Below are 14374 nucleotides of genomic sequence, written 5' to 3' on the forward strand. Positions count from 1 at the left end.
CCCGCTACCGATAAACTAATGCGCTGATTTCAGCCACTTCCCGCAGGTTCTTTCTTGATTTCCCTTCGCAATTTCGCCCTCCGCCGTGGCGAACGGCTGTTGTTGTCCAACGTCGATCTGACGATGCATGCCGGCTACCGGGTCGGCGTGGTGGGCCGCAACGGCACCGGCAAATCCAGCCTTTTCGCCGCCGTGCGCGGCGAACTGGAAGCCGACAAGGGCGATGTGGATTTGCCCGGCAAGGTCCGCATCGCCAGCGTCGCCCAGGAAACCCCGTCGCTGCCGGACCCGGCCATCGAGTTCGTGCTTGGCGGCGACGATGTGGTGGCCGCGGTCTTGCGCGAAGAGGCCGAGGCCACCGCACGCGAAGACTGGGAAGCGGTGGCGGCCGCGCACCAGCGCCTGGCCGAGATCGACGGCTACAACGCCGAGGCGCGCGCCGGCAAGCTGCTGCACGGCCTGGGCTTTCCGGCCGATACCCACCAGCGTGCGGTGTCGGCGTTCTCCGGCGGCTGGCGCGTACGCCTGAACCTGGCCCGCGCGCTGATGATGCCGTCGGACCTGCTGCTGCTCGACGAGCCCACCAACCACCTGGATCTGGACGCGGTGCTGTGGCTGGAACAGTGGCTGCTGAAGTACCCCGGCACGCTGCTGCTGATATCGCACGACCGCGAGTTTCTGGACAACGTCGCCACCCACACGCTGCACCTGCACGGCGGCGGCGCCAAGCTCTATGTCGGCGGCTATACCGACTTCGAACGCCAGCGCGCCGAACAGCTGCGCCAGCAGCAGATCGCGCACGAGAAGGAACAGGCCGAGCGCGCCCATCTGCAGAGCTTCATCGACCGCTTCAAGGCCCAGGCCAGCAAGGCCAGCCAGGCGCAGAGCCGGATGAAGCGGCTGGCCAAGATGACCGGCACCGAGGCGGTGCGCGCCGAACGCGAGTTCCGTATCGAATTCGCCCAGCCCAACCGGCTGCCGTTCTCGCTGATCCGGCTCAATCAGGTGCAGGCAGGTTACGGCCAGGACGCGGTGATTCTGCGCGATGTCGGCTTTGGCCTGGAAGCCGGCGATCGCATTGGCCTGCTCGGTCCCAACGGCGCCGGCAAGACCACGCTGGTCAGGACCCTGGTCGGCGAACTGGCCCCGCTTGCCGGCGAGCGCAGCGCCCATCCGGATCTGCGCATCGGCTACTTCGCCCAGCACACCGTGGAATCGCTGCACGAAGGACAATCGCCGGTCGATCATTTCCGCGACCTCTCGCCGGATGCCTCGAACCAGGCGTTCCGCGACTTCCTTGGCAAATGGAATTTCCCGGGCGATCGCGCCTTCGAAGTGGTCGATGGTTTTTCCGGGGGCGAGCGCGCGCGTCTGGCGCTGGCGCTGCTGGCCTGGCAGCAGCCCAACGTGCTGTTGCTGGACGAGCCGACCAATCACCTTGATCTGGAAATGCGCGAAGCGCTGGCCGAGGCGCTGAGCGATTTCGAGGGTGCGATTGTCATGGTTTCCCATGATCGCCACTTGATCGGCCTGGTCTGCGACAGCTATTGGCGCGTGGCCGACGGCGTGGTCGAACCGTTCGCCGGCGATCTGGACGAATATGCCGCCTGGTTGCGCAGCCGCCCCGCCGCGCAGGGCACCAAGCAGAAGCTGGCCGAAGCCGTTCCCACGCCACCGCCGCCGGCCAAGCCGATGCCGGCGCGCAAGCCGCCCAACCCGCACAAGCTGGCCCAGGCCGAAGCGCGAGTGGCCGAACTGGAAGCCAGGCTGGCCGAAACCGACGCCGCGCTCGCCAGCCCGGCGGTGTTCTCCGATGCCGACCGGCTCACGCAACTGGGCCGCGAGCGCGAAACCCTGCAACAGCAACTGCAGCAGGCCGAACAGGCCTGGTCGGCGCTGTACGAGGATGCGACCTGAATCAGGCTGCAGCCCCTTTTTCGAATCCTGGCACGGGCTGGCAGCCATGCTCCGGGCCGGAGGCGGTTCACGGATAACCGGGCTGCATCCCCCAAGCGCGAGCGAGGCTATCGACGCCGTCCATGCCTGCGTGTAGATTCTTCCGGCCGGGGTGTGCCGCGGCGTTTCCGGGGGCAAAGGAAACGCCATTGCGGGTCGCCTGACCGGATGGCGTTCAGGGGAACAAGATGAGATTTGCCAAGGCAGGGATGGCCGTCGTGGCCATGGCTTCTGTGGCTGCGTTTGCCGCAGCGCTGATGCCGGAATTCCGCGGGATTCCGGCGTCTACACGCATATCCGGCTCATCGCAGCCGGTACCGGCGGCGACGCCTGCCGCCGCGATTCGCGTTAACGGCTCACAGCCAAGGATTCCGATCGCGGCACTGAAATTGTCCGGCGAAGTCGTCGGCCTGGCGCCGCAGTCGACTGGACTGGCTGTCACCGTGACGGTGGGCGGCCAGACTTATCTGGCCACGGTGCAGGGCAACAAATACTCCGCAAATATCGGCCGGCCGTCGCCGCTGGACATGGTGATCGTCGAGGCCAAGGCCACTCGCGTGCACTACCGTTCGGTGCTCGGCAGCGCGGATCGGTTGAGGATGCTGGCTGGCAGCGATTCGCAGGTGGTGGTGGCCGAACATTCGTCGCTGCGGGTATCGCCTTACAGCACCGCTTTGTCCTGGTTGGTAAGGTTTGCGCTGGGCGGGCGTGACGCGGCCAGTGTCGCCGAGTTCGAGCAGGCCATGCGTTCGGCCGCCAATCGCGATCTGGAGACAGTCGCGTATGCATTGTCGGCGGCGGCCAGCGGCGAATGGCCGCTGCCGGCAGGATTCAGCAATGGCTATCAGTTGCTGCAGGCGCGGGATGCCTTCCGCAACTATGTCGAGCAATCCGGTTTTCAGCTGGCGTCCCAAGGCTATCTTTTTGCCCAGCAGGATGCGGCGCCGGTGAAGTCGATCTCCGAAATCCCCGACCGGCTGGTCATGATCGACGGCGTTCCCTACGCCGAGATGCCGCTTACCGCGGGCAATCTGTTCCTGCTGCATCGCAAGGCCGATGGCAGCGTCGACTTGCACGAAAATAAGCCACTGGTCGATCCCAACTATGCGATCGGCTTGGATAGCGACGGCGTCGTCGGCCTTCAGCCCAATGGCGCCGGAGTCCGGACCTATGACCGGACCGCGCCATCGCCCGGCATCATCCAGAGAACTTCTCTGGGCCATAGCCTGCGCCGGTTGACGCTGGGGCAGGATGTCAGTATCTGGGCCGTCCGGTCGGTGTGGAGAGATGTTGATCTCTGGAATCCTGGCGCAACGCCGGTGACGTTGACCGAATACCGTACCCTGTCCTCCACCGCGCTTGCAGCCTGGTCGCGTAGCGATGGATGGCCGGGTACTCCTGGGCTGCGCCGAACGCTGCCATGGATGTGCATGCAGGTAGGCGGGTTGTCGCAGTCTTCCAGCCTTGCCGAATGCGATTATGTCAAGCATGCCATCAACAGCTTTCCCGCCAGCTACACGGTGGAGCACGGCTGGAGCGTGGATGAGCAGATGCAGCCGCAGGTTGCCTTCGGAACCGAGGATTTCACTTGGTCGTTGGATGCCGCGCAAGGCGTGCTGCGCATTGTCAACGCGCAGACCGACACTTCGTTCTGGCGCCTTGCGGGACAATACCGCTCGCTGGGGCCGGTTCTTTACCTGGCGAGCGGGAGAGATGACACAGGCGCAGTTCAGACCATGGTTGGCATGAGCCTGACCATGGTCGAAGCCATCGACAGCCTGCCTGCAGACGCGGCGGTGGGCGACTGGCAGTCCGGCTACAGCGCATCGGGCGCTCCCACCTACACGTTTCGTCCCTTCGAGTACCTGTTGTTTCGCGATTCCAACGGCAGCGGAACCGAGGAGAGCAGGACCCATGGCCTGCCGGTAACGACTTTCCCGCTCAACTGGACAATCAGCAACGATGGCATCTATGACCGTCGCATAACCGGCCAGTTTTCGAGCGGATCGCGTTATGTCGGCAGTTGCGTTGAAGCCTTCAACCAGGGAGCCTCCGGTTGCGCCAGCAGGATTCGCTATTTCAAGCCGCTGCTCAAGACGATGGACCGCTACTACGGCATTGAGGAAATCTATACGCAGACCATGTACGCGCCGCCACCGGGCCAGGCACCGTCCTATTCCAACTATCGGGTGGTTTCCCGGCCCTCGTTCTATGCATGCAAGAACGGTGCGTGCATGTCCGGTTTCGTCTATCCCGGCAGTCCCGCACGCGTTGCCGCCTCCTTGGGGACTCTGTCGATGATGGCCGGGGCGGGAGGCATGGCGGATTCGAATCAGGGCGTTCGCCGCACTACTCCAGGCAGGGCCGCCATCCCGCGTCTGCGCTATGTTGCCGATATCTCTTTTTGGCCGCGCGGTCATCAATCAGAGCGGTTGCGGATGTCAGGCATCGATGATGCCAGCGATGATTGCCCGGACTGCGGCGGAGTTGCCAAGTCCAAGGCGCCCAAGGCGGTTTCGCTGATGGCATGGTTGAGCGCGCGAAACGGAGGCCCGCAGACAATTGCCGGAAGCGCGGCTGATGCGGACTCCGATGTCATCCCGGAAACCGCAGCCGATGCGGCCGACGACAAGGATCCAGGCAGCGCTGGGCCAGCCGGAGACGTGGCTTCTATGCCTGTGGCTGTTCGCGACCGGGTTCCGTTGGAAGTCGGACCGGACGATACCGCAACTCAGCGATTGCGCTGACGGCAGGAAAGTTCTGCACATGGACCGCCGGTGTCGAAGGCGGTTCCGCGGCGTCTGCGCTTGCTTCACAGCGCGATGGCAACCCCAGGATGATCCAGGCCGGAGTTCGGCACGCACGCCTGCGACTTGATGACACGGAGTGGCATGCTCGCATGAAATGGAGCCGTGTTGCGGGTTGAACCGCACGAGGAATCATGTTTCCCTGGAAAGGGAATCCAATCGATGCGGGGAAGATGGGAGCGCTGCACACGCTCGACTACGTCGTTCTATTGACCTATGTCGTAATACTTGTCGTGGTCTGCGTGCGGGTGTCCCGGCGCAGTCCCGACAGCGAGGATCTGTTCCTGGCCGGCCGTTCGTTGGGTGCGGGCATGGTGGGATTGTCGCTGTTCGCCTCCAACATCTCATCGACCACGTTGATCGGGCTGCCGGGTGCAGCGTGGTCGTCGGGCATTGCGGTCGCCAATTACGAGTGGATGGCGGCGCTGGTGTTGCTGTTCGCGGCGCGTTTCGTGGTGCCGGTGTTGCTGGGCAACCGGCTGGTCACGGTGCCGGAACTGCTGGAAAAGCGTTTCGATGCGCGCATGCGCAAGTACCTGTCGGCGGTGACGGTATTCCTTGCGATCGTGCTGGATACCGCCGGCAGCCTGTATGCCGGTGCGGTAGTGCTGCAGGTGTTCTTCCCGCAGTTGCCGCTGGCGCCGACCATTGCCGGCATTGCGCTGTTCGCCGGCATCTACACCGCCGCTGGCGGGCTGCGCGCGGTGGTCTATACCGATGCGTTGCAGAGCGTGGTGCTGCTGGCTGGTTCGGCGTTGCTTGCGGGCATGGTGTTTTCCGAGTTCGACTTTTCGTGGCAGGCGATGGTGGCGGCAGTGCCGGCCGATCACCTGTCGCTGATCCGCCCGCTCGACGATCCCGATCTGCCCTGGCTCGGTACGCTGATAGGCCTGCCGATTCTGGGTTTCTACTACTGGACGATGAACCAGTACGTGTCGCAGCGCCTGCTTGGCGCTCGCAGCATCGACGCGGCGGCGGGAGGCTCGCTGCTGGCGGCGGCACTGAAGCTGCTGCCGCTGTTCCTGATGGTGCTGCCCGGGGCGATGGCGGTGGCGCTGCTGCCGGATCTGCAGCGCGGCGATGAAGTATTCGCCCAGTTGGTTTCCCGTTATGCGCCGGCCGGTGTGGCCGGTCTGATCCTGGCCGGCCTGCTGGCGGCCATCATGTCCAGCGTGGATTCGGCCTTGAACTCGGCCTCCACGTTGATCGCCATCGATTTCGTGCAACCGCGCCGTCCGCACATGGACACGCGCGCGCTGGCGCGGCTGGGGCGCATGCTGACGCTGGGATTGATGGCGCTGGCGGCGCTGTGGGCGCCGCAGATCGACCGCTTCCCGGGCCTGTTCGCCTATCTGCAGCAGACCTTCGCCTATGTGACGCCGCCACTGGTGGCGGTATTCGCGATGGCGATGTGGAACCGGCGCATCGGCGCGCGCGCGGCGCTGTACGGCACGGTCAGCGGCCACGTCTTGAGCCTGCTGTGGTTCGTCGGCTCGCAGTTGGGCTGGCTGACGCTGCATTTCACCATCGTGGCCGGCGTGCTGTTCGCGCTCAGCTGTCTGGCGATGGCCGCCTGGCAGATCCGGTTCGGCGGTGCGCCCGAACCGGATCGCCTGGCGGCGGTACGTCAGGAAGCTTCCTGGAGGATCGCCGTGCCGCTGCGCGTGGGCATGGCGGTCTGCGCCTTGCTCACTGCGGCGCTGGTACTGTCGTTCTGGTGAAGCATCTGGTCTGAGCCGGCTACCGCGGCCAGGAATTCCTGGCCCCAACGGTCGATATCGTGGTACTCGACGATGCCATAGAGCTGGCGCATGCGGCCGGTGGCTTCCTCCTCGGGCATCGACAGCGCCTGGTCCAGGGCGGCGGTCAGATCCGCCTGGTCGTGCGGATTGGTCAGCACCGCGCCCTTGAGCTCGGCCGCGGCGCCAGCGAACTCGGACAGCACCAGCGCGCCATTGCCGCCCTCAAGACCCTGGGTGGCGATGAATTCCTTGGCGACCAGGTTCAGGCCATCGCGCAACGGCGTGATCCACATCACCTGGGCGGCAGCGTAGTGCGCCACCACATCCTCGAACGGAAGCGCCTGGGCGAAGAAGCGCACCGGCGTCCAGTCCAGCCGCGAAAAACGCCCGTTGATGCGGCCCACCGCCTGTTCGATCTGGGTCTGCAACTGCCGGTAGACGGTCATCTCGCGTGCGGCCGGCACGCATACCATCAACAACGTCACCTTGCCCTGCTGTTGCGGTTGCGCTTCCAGCAGGCGTTCGAAGGCCTCCAGCTTGGCCAGCGTGCCCTTGGTGTAGTCCAGCCGTTCGATCGACAGCACCAGCTTGCGCGCGCCGATTTCGCGGCGCAGCTTGAAGATGTTGTTGCGCACCTCGGGATTGGCCAGCGTTTCGCGGATCCGGCGCAGATCGGTGCCGACCGGATGCGCGCCCAGTCCGACCTTGCGGTCGCCGACCTTCAGGCAGGTGGTCATGGTATCCAGTCCGACCGCGCAGCCGTAGGTCAGGAAACGCGGCGCGCAGTTCTCCTTCGACACCGCTTCCACCGGCATCGCACCGCGCACCACATCGACGAAATTCTCCACCTGGCGGGGAATGTGGAACCCGACGTAGTCGCAGCACAGCAGGCTGCCGATGATTTCGCGCCGCCACGGCACCACGTTGAACACGTCCGCCGACGGAAAGTAGGTATGGTGGAAGAAGGCGATCTTCAGATCCGGCCGCAGCTCGCGCAGGTAGGCCGGCACCATCCACAGGTTGTAGTCGTGGATCCAGATGGTCGCGCCGTGCGCGGCCTCGGCGGCGGTGGCTTCGGCGAACTTGCGGTTGACCTTCAGGTAGACCTTCCAGTCGTCTTCGCGGAAACGCGCGCGTTCCCAGAAGGCATGCAGCATCGGCCAGAACGCTTCCTTCGAGAAGCGCTTGTAGAAGATGTCGACTTCGCTCTTGCTCAGCGGCACCCGCGCGGCTGTCAGGGTGGGGTAGCGTCGGGCATCGACCTCGGTATGGGTGACGAACGGGCCGCGCCTGGGATCGTCGATGCTCCAGGCGACCCACGAGCCCTTCTGCCCACCCTGGAAGAAGCCCAGCAACGACGGAATGATGCCGTTGGGCGAGCGCGGCTGGCGACGCTTCACTTCGCCGTCTTCGAAGACTTCCTCATAGGGCAGGCGGTGATAGACCATCACCAGTTCGGCGCCGCCCTTGCGCGGTTCGGGCATGCCGGTCAGGTGCGGGTCGTCTTCGGCCAGCAGCTTGAAATGCCCGATGGCCTGCAGGATGCCGCCGCAGCCGGGCGCTTCGGCGTGCAGCACATCCGACAGCGAGCCGGTGGCATCGGTCAGCGCGGGCTCCGATTCGCCGACGCAGACGCCGCGGAAGCCGGCCACGTACATCGACAGATCGTTGAGCGTATCGCCCGCCACCAGCACGCGCTCGCGCGGCAGGCCCAGCATGCGCGCCAGCGCGGTCAAGGTGCGTCCCTTGTCGGTCTTGGGCGGCAGGATGTCGAGGTAGCGATCGGCCGAATACAGAACCGCGCAACCCAGTTCCTGCGCGGTTTGCTCGATCTCCGAACGCAGTGGCTCCAGGGTTTGCGGGTCGCAGAAATAGGAGCAGCGCCGCTCCTGCGGCACGTCCTGGCGCTGCAGTTCAGGAAAGCGGCGCATGACCGCGGCCACGGTCTGGTCGCCGGGCCAGCGTGCATCGATGGTCGATTGCAAAGGTTGCAGCGGTTGCAGCGTTTTGCCGTCGACCACGGTGGCGCCAACGTCGCACACCAGGTAGTCGGGACGGGGAAGGGACGGGTCGGTCAGCAGCGGCATCACCGCTTCCAGGCCGCGCCCGGTGATCCAGATCAGGCGGATTTCGGGATGCTGGTCGACCAGGCGGTACAACCGGTAGCGGTCTTCGGAAGAGCCGGCAAGGAAGGTGCCGTCCAGATCGGTCGCCAGGATCAGGCGTGGCTCGATGAGAGTATCGGTGGAGCGGGGGGATGAGGTATGAGTTGTGATATTCGAAACAGTCAATGATCTTCCTTCTGTTGAGTGGACGGTGATTCGGTTTCGGGCATCAGTTCCAGCGCCGACGGGGTGGTGCGCAGCATCGGACGGAACGTGGCCGGGTGGATGCGAAGGCGACGGAAGCGCACCAGCCGGGTCAGCGTGAACAGCGTCAGCAGCGACAACACGGCTGCGAAATACAGCGGCAGCGCCTGCGGACCCAGCCGCTGCATCGCGGCGCCGGCCAGACCCGGGCCGATCGCCGCGCCGATGCCATGCACCAGCAGCAGGCTGCTGCAGCCCGACAGCAACTGTTCGCGCGGCAGATAGTCCAGCATGTGCGCCACCGCGAACGGGTACAGCGAAAACGCCAGCCCGCCGAAGCAGAAGAACAGCGCAAACAGCATCGGCCGGTGCGCCTGCACCGCGGGCAGCAAGGTTGCCATCGCCACGGCGGCGGCCAACAGACTGGCGATGGCTAACCCGATCCGGCGGTCATGGCCGTCGCTGATGCAGCCGATCGGCCATTGCAGCAGCGCGCCGCCCAGGATGGCGGTCAGCATGAACATCGCCACGCCGTCGGCGTCCATGCCCACGCGATCGGCATACACCGGCGTCAGACCCCAGAATGCGCCCATCGCCAGTCCGGACAGGGCCGCGGCCAAGGTGGCGACTGGCGCCAGCCGGTACAGCCGGCTAGGACGCAGGTGCGGCACGTCGGGCACTTCCGGTTGCGCCAATCGCGTCGTGCTGACCGGCAGCACGGCGGCGCAGACCAGGATGGCGGCGATGCCAAACAGGCTGGCGCCTTCGGCATTGCCCCAACGCAGCAGCAATTGTCCCAGCGCCAGCGCCGACAGATTGACCGCCATGTAGGCGGAAAACACCCGGCTGCGCCGCAGCGCATCGGGCTCGGCGTTGAGCCAGCTTTCGATGGTCGTGTACAGCCCGACCAGGGCGATGCCGGTGACCACCCGCAACCCGCCCCAGGCCCAGGGATTGAGCCACATCGAATGCAGCATCACGGCGATCGCCGCGAGCGAGGCGTAGAACGCGAACGCGCGGATGTGGCCGATGCGGCGAATCAGCCGCGGGGCGAAGAACGTGCCGACGAAGAAGCCGGCGAAGTAGCCGGACATGATCAGCCCAAGGGTCTGTTCGTCAAAGCCCTCGCGGCTGCCGCGCACCGCCAGCAGGGTACCCAGAAGCCCGCTGCCGGTCAGAAGCAGCGCCACGCCCATCAGCAAGGCCGTCAGTCGCAACAGGATCGCGACCCCCTTGGAGAAGAATGGATTCCCACGGCGAAATCATAACATATTGATTGGAATGAAGAAAATTTTCGGCGGCGGGGGCGGGTCGGCCGTCCCGCATCTTGAAGCCGTACCGCCCGCCCCCAATAATGCGAACCATCGCTTTGCGATGGCGCTTTCGCGCCGCCCGCTACAGCCTTTCAGAGCCCTCCGATGCCTATCTACGCTTTCGAATGCACCGACTGCGGTCATTCCTTCGACCGCCTGCAGAAACTTTCCGATCCCGATCCGGACAACTGCCCGGAATGCGGCAAGGCCGCGGTCAAGCGGCAGGTGACCGCGCCGGCGTTCCGGCTGGCCGGCAGCGGCTGGTACGAAACCGACTTCAAGAAGGACGGCGACAAGAAGCGCAACCTGGCCGATGGCGGAGAAGGCGCCAGCAAGTCCGGCGGCGATGCCAAGCCGGCCGAAGCGGCGCCAGCGACGGCGAAGGCAGAAAGCAAACCGGAAAGCAAGCCCGCAGCGGCCTCCACAGCGGCGACTTGATACCGTTGTTGTGCTGCGGTTAGGGTGGCGCCATGAACCGTCATCCGATTGCAATCTTCCCGACCCTGTTTGCCGCCAGCCTGCTGCTGGCGGCCTGCAAGCCTTCTTCACCGCCGGATGCCGCGACCGCGCCGCCAGCCCAGGATGCGCCGGCGCCTGCGGACCGGTTCCTGGCCGCGCTGGCGCAGCACTGCGGACAGGCGTTCGCGGGACGCATCGTCGCCAACGAACCCCGGCCGACCACGCCGGATGCGTTCGAAGGCCGGGCGCTGGTCATGCATGTGCGCGGCTGCGACGAGCCCACGCGCGAACTCCGGGTTCCTTTCCATGTCGGCGACGACCGTTCGCGTACCTGGGTACTGACCCGCACCGCCGATGGTCTGCGGTTGAAGCACGATCATCGCCACGAGGACGGCAGCGAAGACGCGCTGACGATGTACGGTGGCGAGACCACCGTGGCCGGCACCGCGCAACGGCAGGAGTTCCCGGTCGATGCCGAGTCCGTCGCCCTGTTCGAGCGCGAAGGGCTTACCGCTTCGCTGACCAATGTCTGGGCGATGGAAATCGAGCCGGACCGGCGTTTTGTCTACGAACTCAGTCGGCCGGGCGGACGCTTGTTCAAGGTCGAATTCGACCTGGCCACGCAGGTGCCGCTGCCGCCTGCGCCGTGGGGCAGCGCCGACGGGGACGCCGCCACCCCGGCCACCCCGGCCGGCAGTTGAACCCGCGGCCGGCAGCGAGCCGTTTCCTGGCCGGCCGCTCCCGCAGAAAACGCGGTTCTGCGGAGCCGGATCAAACTGGCCGCGGCCGGTTGCGTATTCAGCGCCGGGCGCCGAAACGTGCGCGGCAGCCGCGGTCCACCCAGATCTGGTTGTCCACGTAACCCCAACTGCTGCCTTCGCGGCAGCTGTCGCTGGACAGTTGCTGGATCAGCTGCGGCCGGCCATAGCGGCTGTTCCAGGCGCAGGTGCTGCGGCGGCCGCCCTGGCTGCTGCAGGTGACGCTGTAGTCGCCGGCGCCGGGATTCCAGCCGCCGCCGCCGGCCTGGACGAACTCGCCGCGGCAGCCGCCATTGACCCAGACCAGTCCCTGGCGCTGGCCCCAGGTGCTGCCCTCGATGCAGCGGGTACTGGACAGCTGCCGGGTCAAACGTACATTGCCACGGGAACCGGTGCGGCACTCGCGATAGCGGCCGTTGTCGCTTTCGCAGCGGAAAGCCTGGCCGCCGCCGCCGGCGCCCTCGACAAAACGGCCCTTGCAGCCGCGGTCGACCCAGACGATGCCGGCGCGGCTGCCCCAGTTCTGGCCTTCCACGCAGCGGGTCTGCGAGACGTTCTGGCTCAGCACCGCCGGGCCGCGGAAGTTGGTGCGGCATTCGCGATAGCGGTTGTTGTCGCTCTGGCATAGCACCGAACCGGCGGAACCGGGATTCCAGCCGCCCTGGTTGCCGCCCAGCGAGGTGGCGATGTCCTGCTTGATGCGGCTGAAGGTCCAGTTGGACTGCCTGATCTGGTCCAGATAGAAGCGCAACTGGTCGTCCGGAATCCGGCGGCCATTGGATTGTTCGGAGTACTCCAGGCTGATGACCCGGGTCTGGTCGGCAACGCTCAGGCTGCGGAGGTTTTCCGGCGCGTAGGCGCGTTGCTGGGCCTGGGCGGACGCTGTGCCGGCCATGAAAGCCAGCGACAGTGCAAGAATGAACTGCATCAACGGCATCTTCATGGCGCTCTCCCTCTCGGAGCGGCCAGCTTAGTCCGGCTGCGTTAACGCCGCGCAAGCATGCCGACGGCGGCCGGATACCGTTCCACAGGGTAAACTAGCCGGCTTGACCAGCCAGCGGCGGCAAGCGGGCCTGACCAGCCTGCGGCGGCAGGCGGACCTGACCAGCCTGCGGCGGCAGGCGGACCTGACCAGCCTGCGGCTGTTTTAAACCCTTCCGGCAGCGGCCGGACGATACATGCGGAGCTTCCATGCGTACCCATTTCTGCGGCCTCATCGATGAGGCCATGATCGGCCGGACCGTCACCCTGTGCGGCTGGACCGACGTTGCACGCAATCTTGGCGGGGTCTGTTTCATCGACCTGCGCGATCACGAAGGCATCGTGCAGGTGACGGTGGAGCCGGACAACGCACCGGTGTTCGAGGTGGCCGCCAGCCTCGGCTATGAGGACGTGCTGCAGGTCGAAGGCGTGGTGCGCGCGCGCCAGAGCGTCAACGACAAGATCCGCACCGGCAAGGTGGAAATCATCGCCACCCGCATCGAAGTGCTCAACAAGGCCGAGCCGCTGCCGTTCCATGCGCACGAGAACGCGGGCGAAGAAATCCGCCTGAAGTACCGCTACCTGGATCTGCGCACGCCGGATATGCAGCGCAAGCAGCGCACCCGCATCAAGCTGGTGCAGGCGCTGCGCCGCTGGTTGGACGCCCGCGATTTCCAGGACATCGAGACGCCAATCCTGACCAAGGCCACGCCCGAAGGCGCGCGCGACTTCCTGGTGCCGGCGCGCATGCATCCGGGCGAGTTCTACGCGCTGCCGCAGTCGCCGCAGCTGTTCAAGCAGATCCTGATGGTGGCCGGTTTCGACCGCTACTACCAGATCGCACGCTGCTTCCGCGATGAAGCGCTGCGGGCCGACCGCCAGCTGGAATTCACCCAGTTGGACATGGAGTTCGCCTTCGTGCGCGAACGCGACGTGCAGGACACCGTGGAAGGCATGATCCGCGACATCTTCAAGGAAGTGATGGACGTCCAGCTGGACGCGCAGTTCCCGCGCATGACCTGGGCCGAGGCGATGCGCCGCTACGGTTCGGACAAGCCGGATCTGCGCATCGATCTGGAACTGGTGGACGTGGCCGAACTGGTCAAGGCCAGCGAGTTCGCCGTATTCACCGCCGCCGCCGGCGATCCGGACGGCCGTGTGGCCGCGCTGCGCATTCCCGGCGGCGCAAGCCTGTCCAGAAAGCAGATCGACGAATACGCCGCGCACGCGGCCAAGTTCGGCGCCAAGGGCCTGGCCTACGTCAAGCTTGGCGAGAACGGCGAGATCAGTTCGCCCATCGCCAAGTTCTTCAGCGAGGAAGCTTTTGCCGCACTGCTCAGGCACGTCGGCGCCGGCAATGGCGACATCGTGTTCTTCGGCGCCGGCGGCTACAACAAGGTGTCCGACTTCATGGGCGCGTTGCGGCTGAAGGCCGGCAAGGACTTCAATCTGGTGCGGGACGGCTGGGCGCCGCTGTGGGTCACCGACTTCCCGATGTTCGAGTGGGACGAGGAAGCCCAGCGTTACGTGGCGCTGCATCACCCCTTCACCGCGCCGGCGGTGGACGACATCGCCGACCTGCGTGCCAATGCCAGGACGGCGGTGTCGCGCGGCTACGACATGGTGCTCAACGGCAACGAGATCGGCGGTGGCTCGATCCGTATCCACCGGCCGGAAATGCAGAGCGCGGTGTTCGAACTGCTGGGCATCGGTGCGGAAGAGGCGGAAGCCAAGTTCGGCTTCCTGCTGGACGCGCTGAAGTACGGCGCACCGCCGCACGGCGGCATCGCCTTCGGCATCGACCGCATCGCCGCGCTGATGGCCGGCACCGAGTCGATACGCGATGTGATCCCGTTCCCGAAGACCACCACCGCGCAATGCCTGATGACCGGCGCGCCATCGCCGATTCCGGATGAGCAACTGGCCGAGGTGCACATCCGGGTCCGGGAAAAGGCGCAGCCGTAGCGGCGGTCATGCCGCCGTCATTTCGCAGGCGCGAAATGGCGGCTCCCGGTGTTGTCTCCCATTCTCCGCGGCTCCCGCCGCCCC

The 14374-nt window shown here is 65.7% G+C and carries 9 protein-coding genes; 6 read left to right on the forward strand and 3 right to left on the reverse strand.

Annotated features, from left to right (window positions below; genetic code table 11):
* Positions 1 to 54: 54 nt before the first annotated feature.
* The 3 genes from CRO39_RS07325 to CRO39_RS07335 all read left to right on the forward strand — a co-directional run bounded on the left by CRO39_RS07325 (position 55) and on the right by CRO39_RS07335 (position 6484).
* Positions 55 to 1917 (forward strand): ABC-F family ATP-binding cassette domain-containing protein, encoded by a 1863-nt coding sequence (locus tag CRO39_RS07325; RefSeq protein ID WP_097121207.1) that lies wholly within the window; start codon positions 55 to 57, stop codon positions 1915 to 1917.
* A 227-nt stretch (positions 1918 to 2144) separates the two neighbouring features.
* Positions 2145 to 4703, forward strand: a complete 2559-nt coding sequence (locus CRO39_RS07330) for a hypothetical protein (protein WP_141400743.1) — start codon at positions 2145 to 2147, stop codon at positions 4701 to 4703.
* Between the two features lie 233 nt (positions 4704 to 4936).
* Positions 4937 to 6484 carry a sodium:solute symporter family transporter gene (locus CRO39_RS07335; RefSeq protein ID WP_097121209.1) on the forward strand — a complete coding sequence of 516 codons (1548 nt, stop codon included), beginning with the start codon at positions 4937 to 4939 and terminating at the stop codon, positions 6482 to 6484.
* On the opposite strand, the gene ggpS is transcribed toward CRO39_RS07335, so the two are convergent.
* Together ggpS and CRO39_RS07345 are read right to left on the reverse strand one after the other, a co-directional pair.
* On the reverse strand, positions 6391 to 8727 hold the full coding sequence (ggpS, locus tag CRO39_RS07340) for a glucosylglycerol-phosphate synthase (RefSeq protein ID WP_097121334.1): 2337 nt from the start codon (positions 8725 to 8727) through the stop codon (positions 6391 to 6393). The two genes, CRO39_RS07335 and ggpS, sit on opposite strands and share 94 nt — an antisense overlap.
* Positions 8728 to 8792: 65 nt before the next feature.
* Positions 8793 to 10034: an MFS transporter gene (locus tag CRO39_RS07345; protein ID WP_097121210.1), complete on the reverse strand. Its 1242-nt coding sequence runs from the start codon at positions 10032 to 10034 to the stop codon at positions 8793 to 8795.
* 198 nt (positions 10035 to 10232) lie between these two features.
* On the opposite strand from CRO39_RS07345, the gene CRO39_RS07350 reads away from it, so the two are divergent.
* Positions 10233 to 10565: an FmdB family zinc ribbon protein gene (locus tag CRO39_RS07350; protein WP_097121211.1), complete on the forward strand. Its 333-nt coding sequence runs from the start codon at positions 10233 to 10235 to the stop codon at positions 10563 to 10565.
* Between the two features lie 32 nt (positions 10566 to 10597).
* Positions 10598 to 11287: a hypothetical protein gene (locus CRO39_RS07355; RefSeq protein ID WP_097121212.1), complete on the forward strand. Its 690-nt coding sequence runs from the start codon at positions 10598 to 10600 to the stop codon at positions 11285 to 11287.
* Between the two features lie 97 nt (positions 11288 to 11384).
* On the opposite strand, the gene CRO39_RS07360 is transcribed toward CRO39_RS07355, so the two are convergent.
* Positions 11385 to 12287, reverse strand: a complete 903-nt coding sequence (locus CRO39_RS07360; RefSeq protein WP_097121213.1) for a DUF3011 domain-containing protein — start codon at positions 12285 to 12287, stop codon at positions 11385 to 11387.
* 248 nt (positions 12288 to 12535) lie between these two features.
* Between CRO39_RS07360 and aspS the strand changes: the two genes are divergently transcribed.
* Positions 12536 to 14290 carry an aspartate--tRNA ligase gene (gene aspS, locus CRO39_RS07365; protein WP_097121214.1) on the forward strand — a complete coding sequence of 585 codons (1755 nt, stop codon included), beginning with the start codon at positions 12536 to 12538 and terminating at the stop codon, positions 14288 to 14290.
* The last annotated feature ends 84 nt before the right edge of the window (positions 14291 to 14374 follow it).

The organism is Pseudoxanthomonas wuyuanensis, from assembly GCF_900215535.1.
In the GTDB taxonomy this organism is placed as follows: domain Bacteria; phylum Pseudomonadota; class Gammaproteobacteria; order Xanthomonadales; family Xanthomonadaceae; genus Pseudoxanthomonas_A; species Pseudoxanthomonas_A wuyuanensis.

Coding starts and splice junctions, on each gene's coding strand:
- CRO39_RS07360 (WP_097121213.1), bottom strand. CDS start 12,287: ATGAAGATGCCGTTGATGCAGTTCATTCTTGCACTGTCGCTGGCTTTC.
- CRO39_RS07330 (WP_141400743.1), top strand. CDS start 2,145: ATGAGATTTGCCAAGGCAGGGATGGCCGTCGTGGCCATGGCTTCTGTG.
- aspS (WP_097121214.1), top strand. CDS start 12,536: ATGCGTACCCATTTCTGCGGCCTCATCGATGAGGCCATGATCGGCCGG.
- CRO39_RS07350 (WP_097121211.1), top strand. CDS start 10,233: ATGCCTATCTACGCTTTCGAATGCACCGACTGCGGTCATTCCTTCGAC.
- CRO39_RS07355 (WP_097121212.1), top strand. CDS start 10,598: ATGAACCGTCATCCGATTGCAATCTTCCCGACCCTGTTTGCCGCCAGC.
- CRO39_RS07335 (WP_097121209.1), top strand. CDS start 4,937: ATGGGAGCGCTGCACACGCTCGACTACGTCGTTCTATTGACCTATGTC.